General features: G+C 36.1%; 14 protein-coding genes. 9 read left to right on the forward strand and 5 right to left on the reverse strand.

Going from position 1 to position 14,252, the window contains the following annotated elements:
• Positions 1 to 308: 308 nt before the first annotated feature.
• The 6 genes from AC0KSB_RS01870 (at position 309) to AC0KSB_RS01895 (ending at position 6,102) form a co-directional block, all read left to right on the forward strand.
• Positions 309 to 1,103 (forward strand): transporter substrate-binding domain-containing protein, encoded by a 795-nt coding sequence (locus tag AC0KSB_RS01870; RefSeq protein WP_472306151.1) that lies wholly within the window; start codon positions 309 to 311, stop codon positions 1,101 to 1,103.
• Positions 1,104 to 1,263: 160 nt separating this feature from the next.
• Complete coding sequence (locus AC0KSB_RS01875; RefSeq protein ID WP_472306153.1) at positions 1,264 to 1,926, forward strand: amino acid ABC transporter permease; 663 nt, start codon at positions 1,264 to 1,266, stop codon at positions 1,924 to 1,926.
• Positions 1,927 to 1,986: 60 nt separating this feature from the next.
• On the forward strand, positions 1,987 to 2,709 hold the full coding sequence (locus tag AC0KSB_RS01880) for an amino acid ABC transporter ATP-binding protein (RefSeq protein WP_472306155.1): 723 nt from the start codon (positions 1,987 to 1,989) through the stop codon (positions 2,707 to 2,709).
• 116 nt (positions 2,710 to 2,825) lie between these two features.
• Positions 2,826 to 3,719 (forward strand): ATP-grasp domain-containing protein, encoded by an 894-nt coding sequence (locus tag AC0KSB_RS01885; RefSeq protein WP_472306157.1) that lies wholly within the window; start codon positions 2,826 to 2,828, stop codon positions 3,717 to 3,719.
• A 20-nt stretch (positions 3,720 to 3,739) separates the two neighbouring features.
• On the forward strand, positions 3,740 to 4,654 hold the full coding sequence (locus AC0KSB_RS01890; RefSeq protein ID WP_472306159.1) for an ATP-grasp domain-containing protein: 915 nt from the start codon (positions 3,740 to 3,742) through the stop codon (positions 4,652 to 4,654).
• Between the two features lie 119 nt (positions 4,655 to 4,773).
• On the forward strand, positions 4,774 to 6,102 hold the full coding sequence (locus AC0KSB_RS01895) for a DUF3360 family protein (RefSeq protein WP_472306161.1): 1,329 nt from the start codon (positions 4,774 to 4,776) through the stop codon (positions 6,100 to 6,102).
• Here AC0KSB_RS01895 and AC0KSB_RS01900 read toward each other — a convergent pair.
• The 5 genes from AC0KSB_RS01900 to AC0KSB_RS01920 form a co-directional block, all read right to left on the reverse strand.
• Positions 6,006 to 6,539 (reverse strand): glycosyl-4,4'-diaponeurosporenoate acyltransferase CrtO family protein, encoded by a 534-nt coding sequence (locus AC0KSB_RS01900; RefSeq protein ID WP_472306162.1) that lies wholly within the window; start codon positions 6,537 to 6,539, stop codon positions 6,006 to 6,008. The two genes, AC0KSB_RS01895 and AC0KSB_RS01900, sit on opposite strands and share 97 nt — an antisense overlap.
• A 10-nt stretch (positions 6,540 to 6,549) precedes the next feature.
• Complete coding sequence (locus AC0KSB_RS01905) at positions 6,550 to 7,689, reverse strand: glycosyltransferase family 2 protein (RefSeq protein WP_472306164.1); 1,140 nt, start codon at positions 7,687 to 7,689, stop codon at positions 6,550 to 6,552.
• A gap of 15 nt (positions 7,690 to 7,704) precedes the next feature.
• Positions 7,705 to 9,078, reverse strand: a complete 1,374-nt coding sequence (locus AC0KSB_RS01910) for an aldehyde dehydrogenase family protein (protein ID WP_472306166.1) — start codon at positions 9,076 to 9,078, stop codon at positions 7,705 to 7,707.
• A gap of 59 nt (positions 9,079 to 9,137) precedes the next feature.
• Positions 9,138 to 10,631, reverse strand: coding sequence for a phytoene desaturase family protein (locus tag AC0KSB_RS01915; protein ID WP_472306168.1), 1,494 nt, complete (start codon positions 10,629 to 10,631; stop codon positions 9,138 to 9,140).
• 179 nt (positions 10,632 to 10,810) lie between these two features.
• Positions 10,811 to 12,631 (reverse strand): putative PEP-binding protein, encoded by a 1,821-nt coding sequence (locus AC0KSB_RS01920; protein WP_472306170.1) that lies wholly within the window; start codon positions 12,629 to 12,631, stop codon positions 10,811 to 10,813.
• Positions 12,632 to 12,762: 131 nt separating this feature from the next.
• Between AC0KSB_RS01920 and AC0KSB_RS01925 the strand changes: the two genes are divergently transcribed.
• From AC0KSB_RS01925 to AC0KSB_RS01935, 3 genes are all read left to right on the forward strand, one after another.
• A complete protein-coding gene (locus AC0KSB_RS01925; protein WP_472306172.1) occupies positions 12,763 to 13,233 on the forward strand; it encodes a DUF134 domain-containing protein in 471 nt (156 codons plus the stop codon).
• A 150-nt stretch (positions 13,234 to 13,383) separates the two neighbouring features.
• Positions 13,384 to 13,746 carry a NifB/NifX family molybdenum-iron cluster-binding protein gene (locus AC0KSB_RS01930; protein ID WP_472306174.1) on the forward strand — a complete coding sequence of 121 codons (363 nt, stop codon included), beginning with the start codon at positions 13,384 to 13,386 and terminating at the stop codon, positions 13,744 to 13,746.
• A complete protein-coding gene (locus AC0KSB_RS01935; protein WP_472306176.1) occupies positions 13,746 to 14,213 on the forward strand; it encodes a C-GCAxxG-C-C family protein in 468 nt (155 codons plus the stop codon). Before AC0KSB_RS01930 ends, AC0KSB_RS01935 begins: the two co-directional genes overlap by 1 nt.
• Positions 14,214 to 14,252: the final 39 nt, after the last annotated feature.

Genomic DNA, 14,252 nt, shown 5'->3' on the forward strand with positions numbered 1-14,252 from the left:
AATTAAAATAGTTACATAATTTTTGATGTGTTGATGGTTTGGAAAAGACGTTTTCGCATTAAAATAATTAAAGTAATTTGTATGGATTAATCTATTGCAGGGTTTTAACTGTGTTCTTTATGAATTATGATAAATGTTATAATATCCTTTATTTGTCATGTACAACATAAAAATCATTTAAAATAAGAAGTTGTCTGTATTAAAAAAATTGAATTATATTGACAATTAGGTGTGATGGTTGTACAATTTTAACGATTGTTTTTACAGAGAATGCCGCTTGGTATTTTATAGATGAAAGGGGAAATAATATGAAATTCAGAAAAGCAACTTTTGTGTTTGCGATGGTTTTGCTCATGTCGCTGATAGTTTCGGCTTGTGGAGGCAATGAAAATAGCGATAGCTTGGAGCGTGTTTTAGACAATGGTAAATTAGTTGTAGTTGGTAGTGGTGGATATCCTCCTTTTAATTTCATTTCTGACAGTGGGGACGTAATAGGATTTGATGTTGATACAGGTGAAGAGATAGCAAAACGTCTGGGAGTGGAGTTGGATTATGTGACATCTGACTGGGACGGTTTAACAGAAGGTTTGCGTAGTGGTCGCTATGATGGAATATTAGGAAGTATGGCTATAACATATGATCGTTTAAAAGTTGTTAATTTTACGGAGCCATATTATTATTCCGGCGCACAGTTATTTGTTCGTTCAGATTCGGGAATCACTGATCCTGCAGAGATGGAAGGTAAAACGATTGCTGTTGCAACAGGAACCAATTTTGTAAGAGATGCAGAAGAGCTTGGAGCAGAAACAGCTTTATATCAGGATGATAATGCTACTATGATGGAACTTATAAATGGTCGCGTTGATGGTGTTATTACAGATCGTCTGGTTGGTATGGCTGCGATGGATGAGCTTGCAGGCGGAAGCGAACTTGTGATGGCAGGTGAGCTGCTTAGACTAGAAGAGATGGGTATCGCTATAAATAAGCATGATGTTACTCTTTTAGAGAAAATTGATGAAATTCTTGCCGAAATGCATGAAGATGGTACATTATCAGCTATAAGTGAAAAGTGGCATGATGGTGTGGACATTACTGTAAAATAATCAGTTTTTTATACTTGGCATGCTGCACAGTTTGCAATTTAAGACATGCTTAAATTATTTCAAATGATTTAATTTAGCTATTTGATAATCATTATAAAACACGCACTGAAGTACAGTTTTCAAAAACTGTACTTCAGTGCCGTATACGAGGAGAATCGATATGGGAATGGATCTTGCTTCCTGGCTGGATTATTTTAAAACTTTTTTACCCCCGGCCTTAATGACTTTGCAAGTGACTTTTTTTGGCATACTTACCGGCGTGGTTTTAGGTGTTTTATTTGCACTTTTGCGAATATCAAAAATCAAGCCTCTGAACTTTATTTCAAAGCTTTATATAGGAATTATAAGAGGGACGCCGCTTCTTTTGCAGCTGCTGCTTATATATTTTGGTCTTGTAAATATTATAAGGCTGGATAGAATACCTTCCGCAATTATTGCTCTTGGTGTACATAATGGAGCTTATATAGCAGAAATATTCCGTGGTGCAATTCAGAGCATAGATAGAGGTCAGAGAGAAGCCGGTATTTCTTTAGGTATGACCAATATGCAGGTTATGAAAAGAATAATCTTGCCGCAGGCTTTTAAACGTGCAATCCCTCCTCTGGGTAATCAGTTTATCATTGCTCTTAAAGATTCTTCTCTGGCAAGTGCAGTTGCAGTTCCTGAATTATTGTTGCATGCCAGACAATTGGCTTCATCAAATTATTTGATGATAGAAATGTTATCTATTGCTGCAGTATTTTATTTGATTATGACATCTTTACTTACTTTGCTGGCAAATAAAATAGAGAAAAAGCTAAAGGTCAGTGACCATCGAACCTGATTTTTATAAAATATTTGAATAATTTTATGCTATGCATTTATACTGGAAAGGAAAATCGTTATGATCAAGATAAGATCACTCAGCAAATCATATGGTAAATTAAAAGTTCTAAAAAATATAGATTTAGATGTTGCGCCAAGTGAGGTTGTTGTAATAATTGGTGCAAGTGGTTCAGGTAAAAGTACTTTGCTGCGTTGTATAAATTTTTTGGAAAGAGCACAAAAGGGAACCATAACAATAGAAGGTAAAGAAGTAGATAATAAAAGCAAAAAATTGCATCTGATTCGTAAAGAAGTTGGCATGGTATTTCAGCATTTCAATCTTTTTCCACATATGACAGTGATGAACAATGTAATAGAAGGCTTGGTGCAGGTAAAAAAAATACCGCATGGCGAAGCGCTGAAACAAGGCAATGTTATGTTGGAAAAGGTAGGAATGATTGATAAAGCAGATGTTTATCCTGCTATGATTTCCGGAGGTCAAAAACAACGAGTCGCTATTGCTAGGGCATTAGCTATGAATCCGAGAATAATGCTCTTTGATGAGCCGACATCTGCTCTTGATCCTGAACTGGTAGGAGAAGTTTTACGTGTAATGAAAAGTCTTGCAGAAGAAGGAATGACTATGGTTGTAGTTACACATGAAATGGGTTTTGCCAGAGAAGTGGCTGACAGAGTTATTTATATGGATGAAGGTCAGATAGTTGAACAGGGAACACCTGAAGAGATTTTTGATAATCCTCAGAATGACAGAACAAAAGCTTTCCTTAGCCATATTATCTGACTACTTGGTTTTCAATGCTAAAAATATTTGCTGGTACTGACAATACCCATAATAAGATTGTTTGACACTCTTAAAAGGCTGAATCATAATATAGTAAATTATGATTGCGAAAAATTATGGGGTATCTGGATATGCTTTATGGCTGGCTTGTTGTAAATGGTTTTTTTATATCAGATAAATTTGAAGACATTTATGAACGCTTATTTAAAGCTGCTTCAAAGTATAGAGTGCGCTTAAAAAGAATAGCTAATAATGATATAACAGTTTGTTTACAGGATGATCCTTTCGCAGAGGATTGTCCTGATTTTGTTTTGTTTTGGGATAAAGATATAAGACTTGCCAGATACCTCGAAAACAAGGGGGTTCGCCTGTTTAATTCAGCAGAGGCTATAGAGTTGTGTGATGATAAAAGCATGACCTGTTTGCGTCTGCAGCAGGCAGGTTTGGATATGCCGAAAACGATAATCGGCCCGATGACTTTTGACAATGTTGGCTATCTTAACTGGTCTTTTCTAGATAGTATAGAGAATTCTCTAGGTTATCCTATGATAATAAAATGTGCGTATGGTTCTTTTGGTCAGCAGGTTTATCTGGCAAAAAATCGCAAAGAATCAAAAGCTGCTATTGACTGCATAAGTCCAAAACCAATTGTTTTTCAAGAATATATTGAAGAAAGTGCAGGCAAAGATTTGCGTTTGCAGGTTGTTGGCAACGAAGTTATCGGTTCAATGATACGCCAATCGGCTAAAGATGAGTTTAGAGCGAATTTGTCCTTAGGCGGGCAGATGAGGAAATGGCAACCAAGTATAGAAGAATCCGATCTTGCTATAAAAGCCTGCAAAGCTCTAAATCTTGATTTTGCAGGTGTAGATATTCTTTTGGGAGAAAATGACCGTCCTCTCATCTGTGAAGTGAATTCCAATGCACATTTTAAGACACTATATCAATGTACTGGAATAAATACTGCTGAGGAGATAATGAAATATATTAGAACAATTTACAGTAAATAGAAAGTAAGAGGTGATGTAAAATGCAACTATCTGGCTGGCTGATATATGATGCTTTTGAAGCAAAGCGTAATGAGGCTTATATCAACAAATATATGAAAGCGGCATTTAAGCAGAGTGTTGAATTAAAACTAATAATTGCGGATAATCTTATTTCTGGTACTGACGATAAAAAAAGTTTTATTCTTTATGAGGGTAAAGAAGTAGAGCTTCCTGGTTTTGTTATAAATAGAACAGGGGATGGCTTTTTGGGATCGCATTTGGAATCCTTGGCCTTGTCTGTTTATAATAGTTCAGAAGTTACCAATATGTGTACTGACAAACGTAGATCAATGCATATTGCATTATCTGCAGGACTGGACGTTATGCCTTCTCTTTTTTTTAGATCATGGAGCACAAAACCTAACTGGGAATATCTTGTTGAAAAGATAGGAAATTCTTCTGAAGAATCAGCTTTTGTGCTAAAGCCTGTTAATGGAAAAGGCGGTAAAAATGTTATGCTGGTTAGCGACGAACTACAGTATAAAAGAGCACTGGTTACATTTGACAAAACCGAAGACATTATTATTCAGAAGGCTGCTTCTGATCTGGGGAAAGATTTAAGAATATACTTAATGGGAAGACATATTGTAGCTTCAATGCTAAGAAAATCTGATCCTTTACGAGATTTTAGAAGCAATTACTGTCTAGGCGGCGAGGCAAGTGTTTATAATCTTAGTCATTCGGAAAAAGCATTAGTAAAAAGAATAACTGATCGATATGATTTCGGACTTGTAGGTATTGATTTTATTTTTAATAATAACTCGCTTGTTTTTAATGAGATCGAAGATGTTGTAGGGTCAAGAATGCTGTATTCTATGACAGATATAGATATAGCAGATATGTATATTGAATATATTATCAAAGATATGCATAAAAAATGGATTGTAGGGAGTTGACTAACGACCAGTATTTTGTCATTATTTGTATCGGTACTGATTAAGAATCTGTCTGATTAGATTTCTAACCAGAACGGAGGATAAGTGATATAAAAAAGATAAATAATCAAAAAGAGACTGTGGGAAAAAAGACTTCTCTGGAAAGAAGCGTAAATCGACGGCAGATTTTGCGTGATGATTTGGAGAAATATCAACCGCGCAGCTGGAAAATAAGCCTGCCGGTAAGGGACTATACGATCAGAGCAGAAGATGCCATACCTGCACTGGCGGGAACAATTGGTAAGATATCTCTGATAGCTGCTTTCGTATTAGCTTGGATGGACGCTTACTCAATTAATGATCCTGTTATGGCTGCAGCCAATGTTCGCCTGGAATTATTTGTAGGCAGTGTTCTTACTCTCATATTTTGTGTTTTCTTAAATACGGAGATGGCTCCTCCGGGAACTCTTGCACCATTAATTCCATTAATCCCGCTTATGGCAGTAAAGGGTGTTCACCCGCTGCCTCTGGCTTTGCTTTCGGGCTTTTTGGGAATACTTCTATCTTTGTTTAAAGCTTTTCCCTATCTTGTTAGATTTAACGGAACAGGTACTAAAGCAGGAATTCTTATGCTTTTTGGCATAATGGGAATTCAAAGTTCTATAGGTGGCTTGGGGCGTTGGTCTATAAATAACGAAGTTCCTTGGTTGTTATTTTTTCTTCTTTTAGCAGGGGGATTGATTTTTGTTGTTTTGTACCTTAGACAGCAAACATGGTTGACAATACCTTTGTGTGCTCTGGTGGGACTTTCTTTGCCAATGCTATTTGGAATTTTTCCTTCTTTTACAAGCAGTCCTGCATTGCCGGTTATCAATCCTGCTTTGTGGTGGCTGGAAAAATGGGGAATTGGTTGGGGGCTTGATGCTGCAACTATTATTAATTCTTTGCCTTTTGCTGTCCTGATTGTAGTAATGTGGCCTTTGGACGCAGTCGCAATAACTGCAATGCACGAAAGAAATTATGCCCAGTACGGTGAAAAGTTGATTTTTCGCTTGAATCCTTCTTTTTTACTTGCCAGTATCCGGAATATAATAGGTGCATTCCTGGGCGGTGCCCAGACAGCAGCCGTATGGCGAAGCTTTTTGATTCCACTTGGTGTCGTAAGGCGTCCAATACCCGGAGCTGCTTTTCTGCTTGCTTTATCGGGGATAGTTTTTAGCTTGACAGGATACCCGATTGATTTGGCAATGTTTGTTCCTCTGATTAATCTGGTGTTGATCATGGGAGTTTTTTTGCCAATGTTTATAACTGGTATTCAGATAGTCCGATCTCTAAAAGAATGGAGCATTGCAATTATATGTGTAACTGCCGGTTACTTTATTTCACCATTGATTGGCTGGCTGCTTTCGGTGTTGATTGACCTTTTGCTGGCACGATTTGCCGCCTTTAATAAACGTGGACGATTATAGCGTTGAGCGATTATGCAAGGCATATTAGCTATCAAAGCATAAATTATCATCACAAAACCTACCCAGACCGGATTCCAAAGAAAGAATAGAATGGCAGGAAGCATAGCTAAATAATGTGTTAGCTCGGCTCTTCTTGATTCCAGAGCGAATTGGTTAAGAAACTTTGGATCATTTTCCTGCAAGGTCTTTTTGGCAAAACCTCTACCCAGAATTGCTGCACCGTCAGGAAGCTTGTTTTTCCAATTTTTTACTTTAAAGGCATCATGCCAAAATCTGCCTTGTTTTTCCCATTTTCGACATTTGTAAAGCCAGTTATCGCTGGCAAAATATTTATCAGGCATTTTCAACGTTATCAGGGCAGCTGCCATATGAAAAATAAACCAAGCAACAAAATCGATTATTATAGTAGGGATAACAGGTAAATCTATTATTCGCATATGCTTAACCTCATACCTTTATTTTACGACCTCTCCAGTTTACGCTGTGCAGAACCTTGGTTCTAAATAATGACCAGATAAAAAGAATTGTAAAAAAAAGATGCAAAAAAGGATAAAAAACAAGCAAAATCAAGTTGAAATTTCCAACTCTTCTGGTTTGGAAAATAAACTGAAACATATACATTAAATAAGCGATAATTGCTGAACCTATCCAGAAATCTGAACCTGAAGTGATCGAACGAATCAAAAGAGCTGTTGTCGAATAACCGCCACTAATCCAAGCAATAATTAAGGCAAAAACAAAAGGGTGTGTAGACTGAGAAGCTGTTCCAAAGCTTTTGGTCCAACCTTCAAATAACTGTCTGAATCCTTCAGGGTACATTTGAAAATTAATTAACCCTCTGCCTGCATAACATTCTACTTGGAAACCGGATTTTCTGAACAATTCTCCCAATGCAAGATCATCCATCACAGCAGAACTGACTGCTTTGTGCCCTTCTATTTGGAAATAGTCTTTTTTGCTGCAAATTATACATGGACCAAAAGACCCAGCACTTTTGAATTTATTTTTCCAGGGAGTGAAAACGTTCATTCCTGCCAGGACAATAACATTGAATATGGCAGATAAACTCTCATAAAACTTTGTTACATGGTGATATGGCTGTAAAGATAAAATACCACTTCCGTTCATATCATTATATGCACTGGCTATTTTAGACAGACTTTGATTATCTTCCAATCTAGTATCTGCATCCAGAAACATAAGCCAGTCTCCTTTGGCTTCCTGTGCCCCTGTCCAGCAGGCATAAGATTTGCCAATCCAGCTATCATCTAGTCTGCTTGTGCTTATAACTTTTGCGCCTGCATTAGCAGCTATCTGAGCTGTTTTGTCATCAGACTGGTCATCAACAACAATTATTTCAAAAGGCTGATTTGCTTGATCTTTCAAGGTTTTCAGCAGTGCCGGAATCCTGTTTTCCTCGTTTCTGGCAGGTATTATAATACTAATCTTAGCGCATGATTCTGCAGCTTTTTCTCTAGCTTGGTCTGATGAATTTTCATCTTTTTTGCCTGGTTCAGGTATTTTCCACAGAATTATAAAACCTGATATTATGGAAATAGTGATGACTAAAAGACTAAAAAGCAGCATGTTTTACCTCCTCTTTTAAGGTAGCATTTTGCGGAATTTCTTCATTAGATTAATATACTTGATTTTATAAGGTGGGTATTTAGCTTTCAAATCAAATCTAAGAGAATTGTAACTAAGTGTTTTCTGATAAGAAAAGACGTCTAGACTTGCTTTGCCATGATAACTGCCATAACCGCTGTTTCCGACTCCGCCAAATGGTATTTTGGGACTGGCTGCCTGCTGAAGAACTTGATTCAAACAAAAAGATCCGCTTGGCAGTTCTGTTTCAAGTGTTTTAATTAGTTGCTTATCCTTGCAAAATGCATATACTGAAAGAGGCGTCGGAGTTTTTCTAACAATTTCTATAATTTCATCATAATTTCTGTAAGTGATTATAGGTAAAATAGGGCCGAAAATTTCTTCCTGCAGAAGCGCTCCTTCAGGCTCTATAATAATAGTTGGTTCAATATATCTGTTTTCAATATCAAAACTGCCGCCATGCTTTATCGTTCCCATTTTTAAATATGACAGGAGTCTATTGGTATGTTTTTCATTAATGATACGGCCATAATCAGGACTGTTTTGAGGATTTGCTCCATACATTAGATGAATTTGATTTTTTATAATATACAGAAATTTATCGAGTGATTTTTCTGGCAAAAGTAAATAATCGGGTGCTATACAAGTCTGGCCGGCATTAAAAAATTTACCCCACGTTATATTTTTTACTGTAGCCAGGTTTACACTTTCACTATCAACTATACAAGGGCATTTACCACCGAGTTCAAGTACGGAAGGTATTCGTAGTCTGGCTGCTGCTTTTGCTATAATGTCTCCTACTGATTCGCTTCCCGTAAAAAAGATAAAATCCCAGTCAAGCGATAATAAGTCTGCGGCTGTTTTAGCATCGCCTTCTACGGAAGTTACTGTGTTTTCATCAAAGTATTTTTCTATTAATTCAGTCAAGAGTCTGCTGGTAGAAACTGCTTGTTCGGAAGGCTTTAAAAAACAGCGGTTTCCGCATGCCAGTGCTCCTGCCAAAGGCAGTAAAGACAGCTGAACAGGGTAGTTCCACGGGCTTATTATCAATATAGAACCATAAGGTTTTCTCTTTACAAAAACCTTTGTTCCTGGTTTGCTTAAAACTTTTTTTGCCCGGAGAGCTTTTTTGCTTGTTTTTAGCAAATAGTCAATTTCATTTAAGGTAACGGCTATTTCTGAAGCATATGCTTCAAACTTTGATTTGCCCAAATCTTGATTTAACGCCTGTAACAAATCGTCTTCATTTTCCTCTATCATCTGACGAAGTTTTTTTAATTGCTGATGACTCCAAGATAACTGGTCATATTCTGCAGACCAGATTAATTTTTTTTGCATTTTAACAATGCTTTGCCATTTATCCAGAGACATATTACTACCTTTTTATTGTCAAACAATACCTTTCTGATGATAAAAAATATTTCAGGTGATTAATTTTCTGAATCTTTTTTGATAATTATATCGCAAACCTGTTGGCCGCTTAATGTAACCATAGGCATGCCACTGCCTGGATTAACAGAACCACCAACAAAAAGAAGATTATCAAATAATTCACTCTGTTTAGGATTTTTTAGACCATGATTTTTTTTCTTGTTTGAAACCGTTCCATAAATAGCACCATGGTCTGATAAATACATTTGTTCAATATCAGAAGGGAGCCAAATATCCTCGGTTACAATGTGTTTGCGTAAATCAGTAATCCCCATTTTTTCCATTTTCATAAGAACTATTTCTCTTAGTTTAAGATAGTCATCTCTGGAAAAATCTTTAGACTGAATGTAAGGGATGTGCGGGAGTATTTTGATGTTCTCGAATCCTGGTCTCGCTTGTGCAGGATCGGACTTGTTGCTGTTAACGACATAAAGCGTTGGATCATCTGGTAATTCGTACTTATGGAAAACTTTGTTAAAATGAGATTTCGGATTTGCCGAAAAGAAAAAATTGTGATGAGCAAGCTGAGGATATAATCGATCAACGCCAAGATGCAAAACAAGTCCTGAGCAGGCAGGTTCAAATTTTTGACGTTTCTTTTCCGCATATTCTGCTTTGTCTAAAAGTTTTTCGTAAGCTGGCAGAACCTCCATATTAGAAACAAAATAATCAGCACTTATAATACTGCCATCAGATAAAACTATACTTTCGATGCTCTTGTTTTGTCCCGTTATCATTTCTGTTACGAGCACATTTCTGTAAATCTCTACGCCTACAGTTTCGGCAAGTTTTTCAAGACCTTCTGCAATTTTGTACATTCCCCCCGGTACATACCATAAGCCTTGCGAATATTGCATATATATCATCATATTCAGCACTGCTGGTGCGTCATAGGGGGAAGATCCAACATATTTAATAAAATATGCCGGCATATCAAGCAAATTTTGATTGCTCACATATTTAGCAATTGCATCATACATTGTTGAAAAATAATCAAAATCTTTGACTGCGTTTATCAGACCATGTTCGCGGAAAATATCTTTAGCGGTATCTGCACCTTTTTGAAAATAACTCTGATCTGTTGCCTTATACAAGCCTTGAGCATAATTAAGAAAATCGCGGTATTCATATATGTGCTTCTGGTCAAGCGTGTTGTTTTCGCTTGCCATTTTATCCAAATCACTATATAAATCAATCGTAGAACCGTCAGGGAAAAAAGATCGCCATTCGAGATCTATTCTTTGAATCTTGATATAGTCTTGCATGTTCAAATTGCTCTGCTGAAATAATTTTTCGAAAATTTGCGGCATAGTGAGAATTGAGGGGCCTAGGTCAAAGTTGAAACCATCCTTTTCAAGGTGATTCAGTTTGCCACCCAAATGATTATTTTTTTCATACAAGGAAACAGAATAACCTTTTTGAGCAAGAGATATTGCTGCGGATATACCACCTAAACCAGCTCCGATTACTGCAACTTTTTTGTTTTTTTTCATTTTATGCTCCTTGATTTGCTTTTGCGGTCAACTTGTAACGAATTGTTTAACAAGATATCAAGTAAAAATATACTATGAGCACTTCATACATTTTAGCATACTATCAGTATTTAATTTCAGAAATATATTTGAGGAACAGCGTAAAAAAACATTTTGAATCTTTAATGTGTTCTAAATAATTATTTAATTAAATCTCTGAGCGCTGCACTTAGCTTGTTTGGATCAGTGTATTCTTTATATAATTCGACAGCTTTTTCGACAGTATGTCTGCTTATGAGAGATGCCGTGTGTTTCATCGGCAGTAAATTATGTATAGATACACTAAATGATCGAATTCCTAAGCCTACCCACAAAGGCAAAGCATGTGAAAGTGCTGCCGCCTCTCCACACAGTATAACTTTTTTGTTATTGTGTAGCTGCGCTATCGAAACTATTTGCGATATTAAATTTAAATTAGATCGAGAAAAAATACTTTCTCCTGAATAATAAGACAGATCATTACTTCCTATACTTATAAAATCAGCTGCTTCTATAATTTTTTTGAGTTTTTCAATTTTCATAGGCGTTTCAATCATTGCTCCCGTTTTAGGAACTTCAATAAATCTGTTGCTTTCTTTTAGCAACTCTTGTTGGGCTATATAAAGAAAATTTTTGCCTTTCATAAATTGATTGATGGATAGAACCATAGGAAAAAGAACAGCGATATTACTGTTTGCAGCTACTTTTAAAATTGCTTTTAGTTGCTTTATAAATTCTTCTTCGTTTCTTAAACTTCTCGCTAATCCTCGCAAATCGGGTGGTTCGGACCTTAAAGGAATTAAACTTTCCCTTATGTCTGTTATTTTGCTTGTATTTTCAAAAGTTTCTGAAACAGCAAGATCAAAAGTTCTGAATATGATTGTTTTTCCTTCGGTTTTTCGTGAAATATGTGAATAACTCTCAAATTGTACTTTTTCATCTAGCAAATCCTCTGGCTTTAAGAAAAGTGTTTCTGTGCGTAAAAGACCAATTCCATCATAATTAATATTTTCTAGCTGATCTATCTGCTCGGACTGGAGGACATTTGCTTGGATTTCTAACTTGATATTATCTGCTGTTAGCGAAGGCTGATAACGATTTGATTCATAACAATCTTTTTGAACCTGAATTTTTTCTTTGGCAGTTTCAATAAGTTTTTTTGTGTTTTCATCAGGGTTGACATATGCTTTGCCGTTATCCGCATCAAGATATGTGAAGGCTCCCTGAATATCATTCTGATTAGAGAATAAACTGTTACACTTGAAAATTGCAGGTATTTCCATCGATGCTGCCAAAATAGCCAGGTGTGAATTGGTTTCTCCTTGTTCACAAATAAGACCGGCTATTTTTTTGTGTGGGATAGAAATAAACTGAGAAGGGCTGATATTTTTTGCAGCAATAATAGCACCCTCTTCTATTTCGTAAGAGGGTAGAGGAGGACTGCTTTGTAAATTTGCCAGCAATCTATTCAAAATATCCTTAATATCCTGACTTTTTGATCTCGCTCTATTATCTTTTAATTCTTCGAACCTTTTTATCTGAGCCTTGTAAATTTTTTCGATAGCACTTGTGCAGTTATAATTAAAGTTGTTTATTAAAATTTTGACAGAATCATTTAGATCCTTATCTGCCAAAATCATAAGCTGAAGTTCAATAATATCAGCTTGCAGGTGCTGGTCTTCAGCTAAAGATTTTTGCTGCAAAAAAAGTAATTGTTGTTGGCTTTCAGACAAGGTAGTGTCAAATTTTTGTAGCTCATATTCAGAATTTATTGTTTGTGCAGGCATTTTCGAGGATATAAGTAAAGTATTGTCTACATAATTATCGGAAAAGTTGTTTGTAAATGGATAACAAGAGTTTTGTGCAAAATTTTTATCAGATGGTATAAAGACCAATTTACCACAAGCTATTCCAGGAGACGCAGGTGTACCTTCGATAAGAATTTGTTTCTTGATTTTGTCACAATGATTAAAATCTTTCAAAAAAGCCTCCTGCAATTAAAATGACATTGATTATTTTTTTACTTTTCCAGTATATCAGCAGTTAAGGAATGATAACAACTATAATGATATGATACAATATTTATAAAATCTATAGAATTGGAGTGAATACGATGCCGCGTCCAATCAAATGGAGAAAAATCGAAAAACTTCCATCAGTGTGTCAATTTTTTCCAGAAGTTAATGATCTTACTGGAATTGAGGAAAATATTTTAAAGCTGGAGGAGTTAGAGGCTATAAGGCTCAAGGATCTAGAGGGATTAGAACAAGGCGATTGTGCAGTGAAAATGGAAATATCAAGGCCGACTTTCCAGCGCATTCTCATTTCTGCTCGGTCGAAAATTGCTGATAGTCTGGTCAATGGTAAAGCCATAAGGATAGATGGCGGCAAATATACAAAAGCCATTAATCCTGTGCGTTGTCTGGAGTGCGGACATTCATGGCAGGAAAGTTCTGAAAATACAGATAAATGTTCACTTGAAACTTTTGTTTGTCCTGGTTGTCATTCAAAGCATTTACAATGTGGACAAAGAAAAAAAGAAACTGAAAAAATCCAATGGCGAAACTGTCGTAAAAACAAATAATAATTCAAGTGATAATTTTAGATAATATTAAAAAGAGGAGTTAACTGTCAGATTTCTGATTTGCGTTACTCCTTTTTGCGTCTGGTTGACATAATAAAAATATAGTTCTAAACTAAATAATGAGCATATGCTCAAAAGGAGGATAGAAAAATGAAAATAGCAATTGCAGCAGATGGTAAAAATGTATCTGAGCATTTTGGACATTGTGAAGGTTTCTTTTTGTACGTGGTAGAAGAAAAAGAAGTAAAAACAAAAAGTTTTATTCCTAATCCTGGTCACAAGCCAGGTCTCTTGCCGAAAATTTTGCACGAAGAAGGAACCAGTATAGTTATTTCAGGAGGTATGGGTGCAGGTGCGATAGATCTTTTTTCTGAAAACAATATAAAGGTAATAACAGGTGCATCCGGATTGGTTGAAGATGTGGTGTCTCTTCTTGTTGCCGGCAATTTACAGACCAATGGTACAGTTTGCAAAGAGCATAAACATGCTGATAGCTGTGGAGGTCATCATTAATGGAGGCAATGGAGCGAGCAGAGCTTGCAGTATCGCTTTTTGAACAAGGATATAATTGCGCACAATCTGTTGTGGGAGCATATGCTGATAAGGTAAATATGAGTAAAGAAGACCTTATAAGAATTGCCTCGTCATTTGGCGGTGGTATGGGAAGACTTAGAGAGGTTTGTGGAGCTCTTACGGGAAGTTTTATGATTTCCGGCTTGCTTTCAGGATATGTGGATCCAGAAAATAATAACCAGAAGAATATGCATTATAAAAAAATACAAAGAACAGCAACTTTATTTGAAGATAAATATGACACAATAATATGCCGAGAACTTCTGAAATTGAAAATTAAACATGATTATCCTGAGGCAAGTGAGCGAACGAGGGACTATTATCGAAGCAGACCCTGCGCAGGTTTTATCTTTGATGCTGTTATTAATCTTGAGAAGATAATCGATGAGGGTTCACTATCTAGGTAGAATGATGTAAAATATAATACCATGATTTATATTTTGCAT

This window comes from Ercella succinigenes (genome assembly GCF_900002895.1).

What these genes read in the sequence shown, in the direction of transcription:
- AC0KSB_RS01925 (WP_472306172.1), top strand. Translation starts at nt 12,763, where the DNA reads ATGCCGCGTCCAATCAAATGGAGAAAAATCGAAAAACTTCCATCAGTG.
- AC0KSB_RS01935 (WP_472306176.1), top strand. Translation starts at nt 13,746, where the DNA reads ATGGAGGCAATGGAGCGAGCAGAGCTTGCAGTATCGCTTTTTGAACAA.
- AC0KSB_RS01910 (WP_472306166.1), bottom strand. Translation starts at nt 9,078, where the DNA reads ATGTCTCTGGATAAATGGCAAAGCATTGTTAAAATGCAAAAAAAATTA.
- AC0KSB_RS01915 (WP_472306168.1), bottom strand. Translation starts at nt 10,631, where the DNA reads ATGAAAAAAAACAAAAAAGTTGCAGTAATCGGAGCTGGTTTAGGTGGT.
- AC0KSB_RS01890 (WP_472306159.1), top strand. Translation starts at nt 3,740, where the DNA reads ATGCAACTATCTGGCTGGCTGATATATGATGCTTTTGAAGCAAAGCGT.
- AC0KSB_RS01930 (WP_472306174.1), top strand. Translation starts at nt 13,384, where the DNA reads ATGAAAATAGCAATTGCAGCAGATGGTAAAAATGTATCTGAGCATTTT.
- AC0KSB_RS01880 (WP_472306155.1), top strand. Translation starts at nt 1,987, where the DNA reads ATGATCAAGATAAGATCACTCAGCAAATCATATGGTAAATTAAAAGTT.
- AC0KSB_RS01870 (WP_472306151.1), top strand. Translation starts at nt 309, where the DNA reads ATGAAATTCAGAAAAGCAACTTTTGTGTTTGCGATGGTTTTGCTCATG.
- AC0KSB_RS01885 (WP_472306157.1), top strand. Translation starts at nt 2,826, where the DNA reads ATGGGGTATCTGGATATGCTTTATGGCTGGCTTGTTGTAAATGGTTTT.
- AC0KSB_RS01905 (WP_472306164.1), bottom strand. Translation starts at nt 7,689, where the DNA reads ATGCTGCTTTTTAGTCTTTTAGTCATCACTATTTCCATAATATCAGGT.
- AC0KSB_RS01875 (WP_472306153.1), top strand. Translation starts at nt 1,264, where the DNA reads ATGGGAATGGATCTTGCTTCCTGGCTGGATTATTTTAAAACTTTTTTA.
- AC0KSB_RS01900 (WP_472306162.1), bottom strand. Translation starts at nt 6,539, where the DNA reads ATGCGAATAATAGATTTACCTGTTATCCCTACTATAATAATCGATTTT.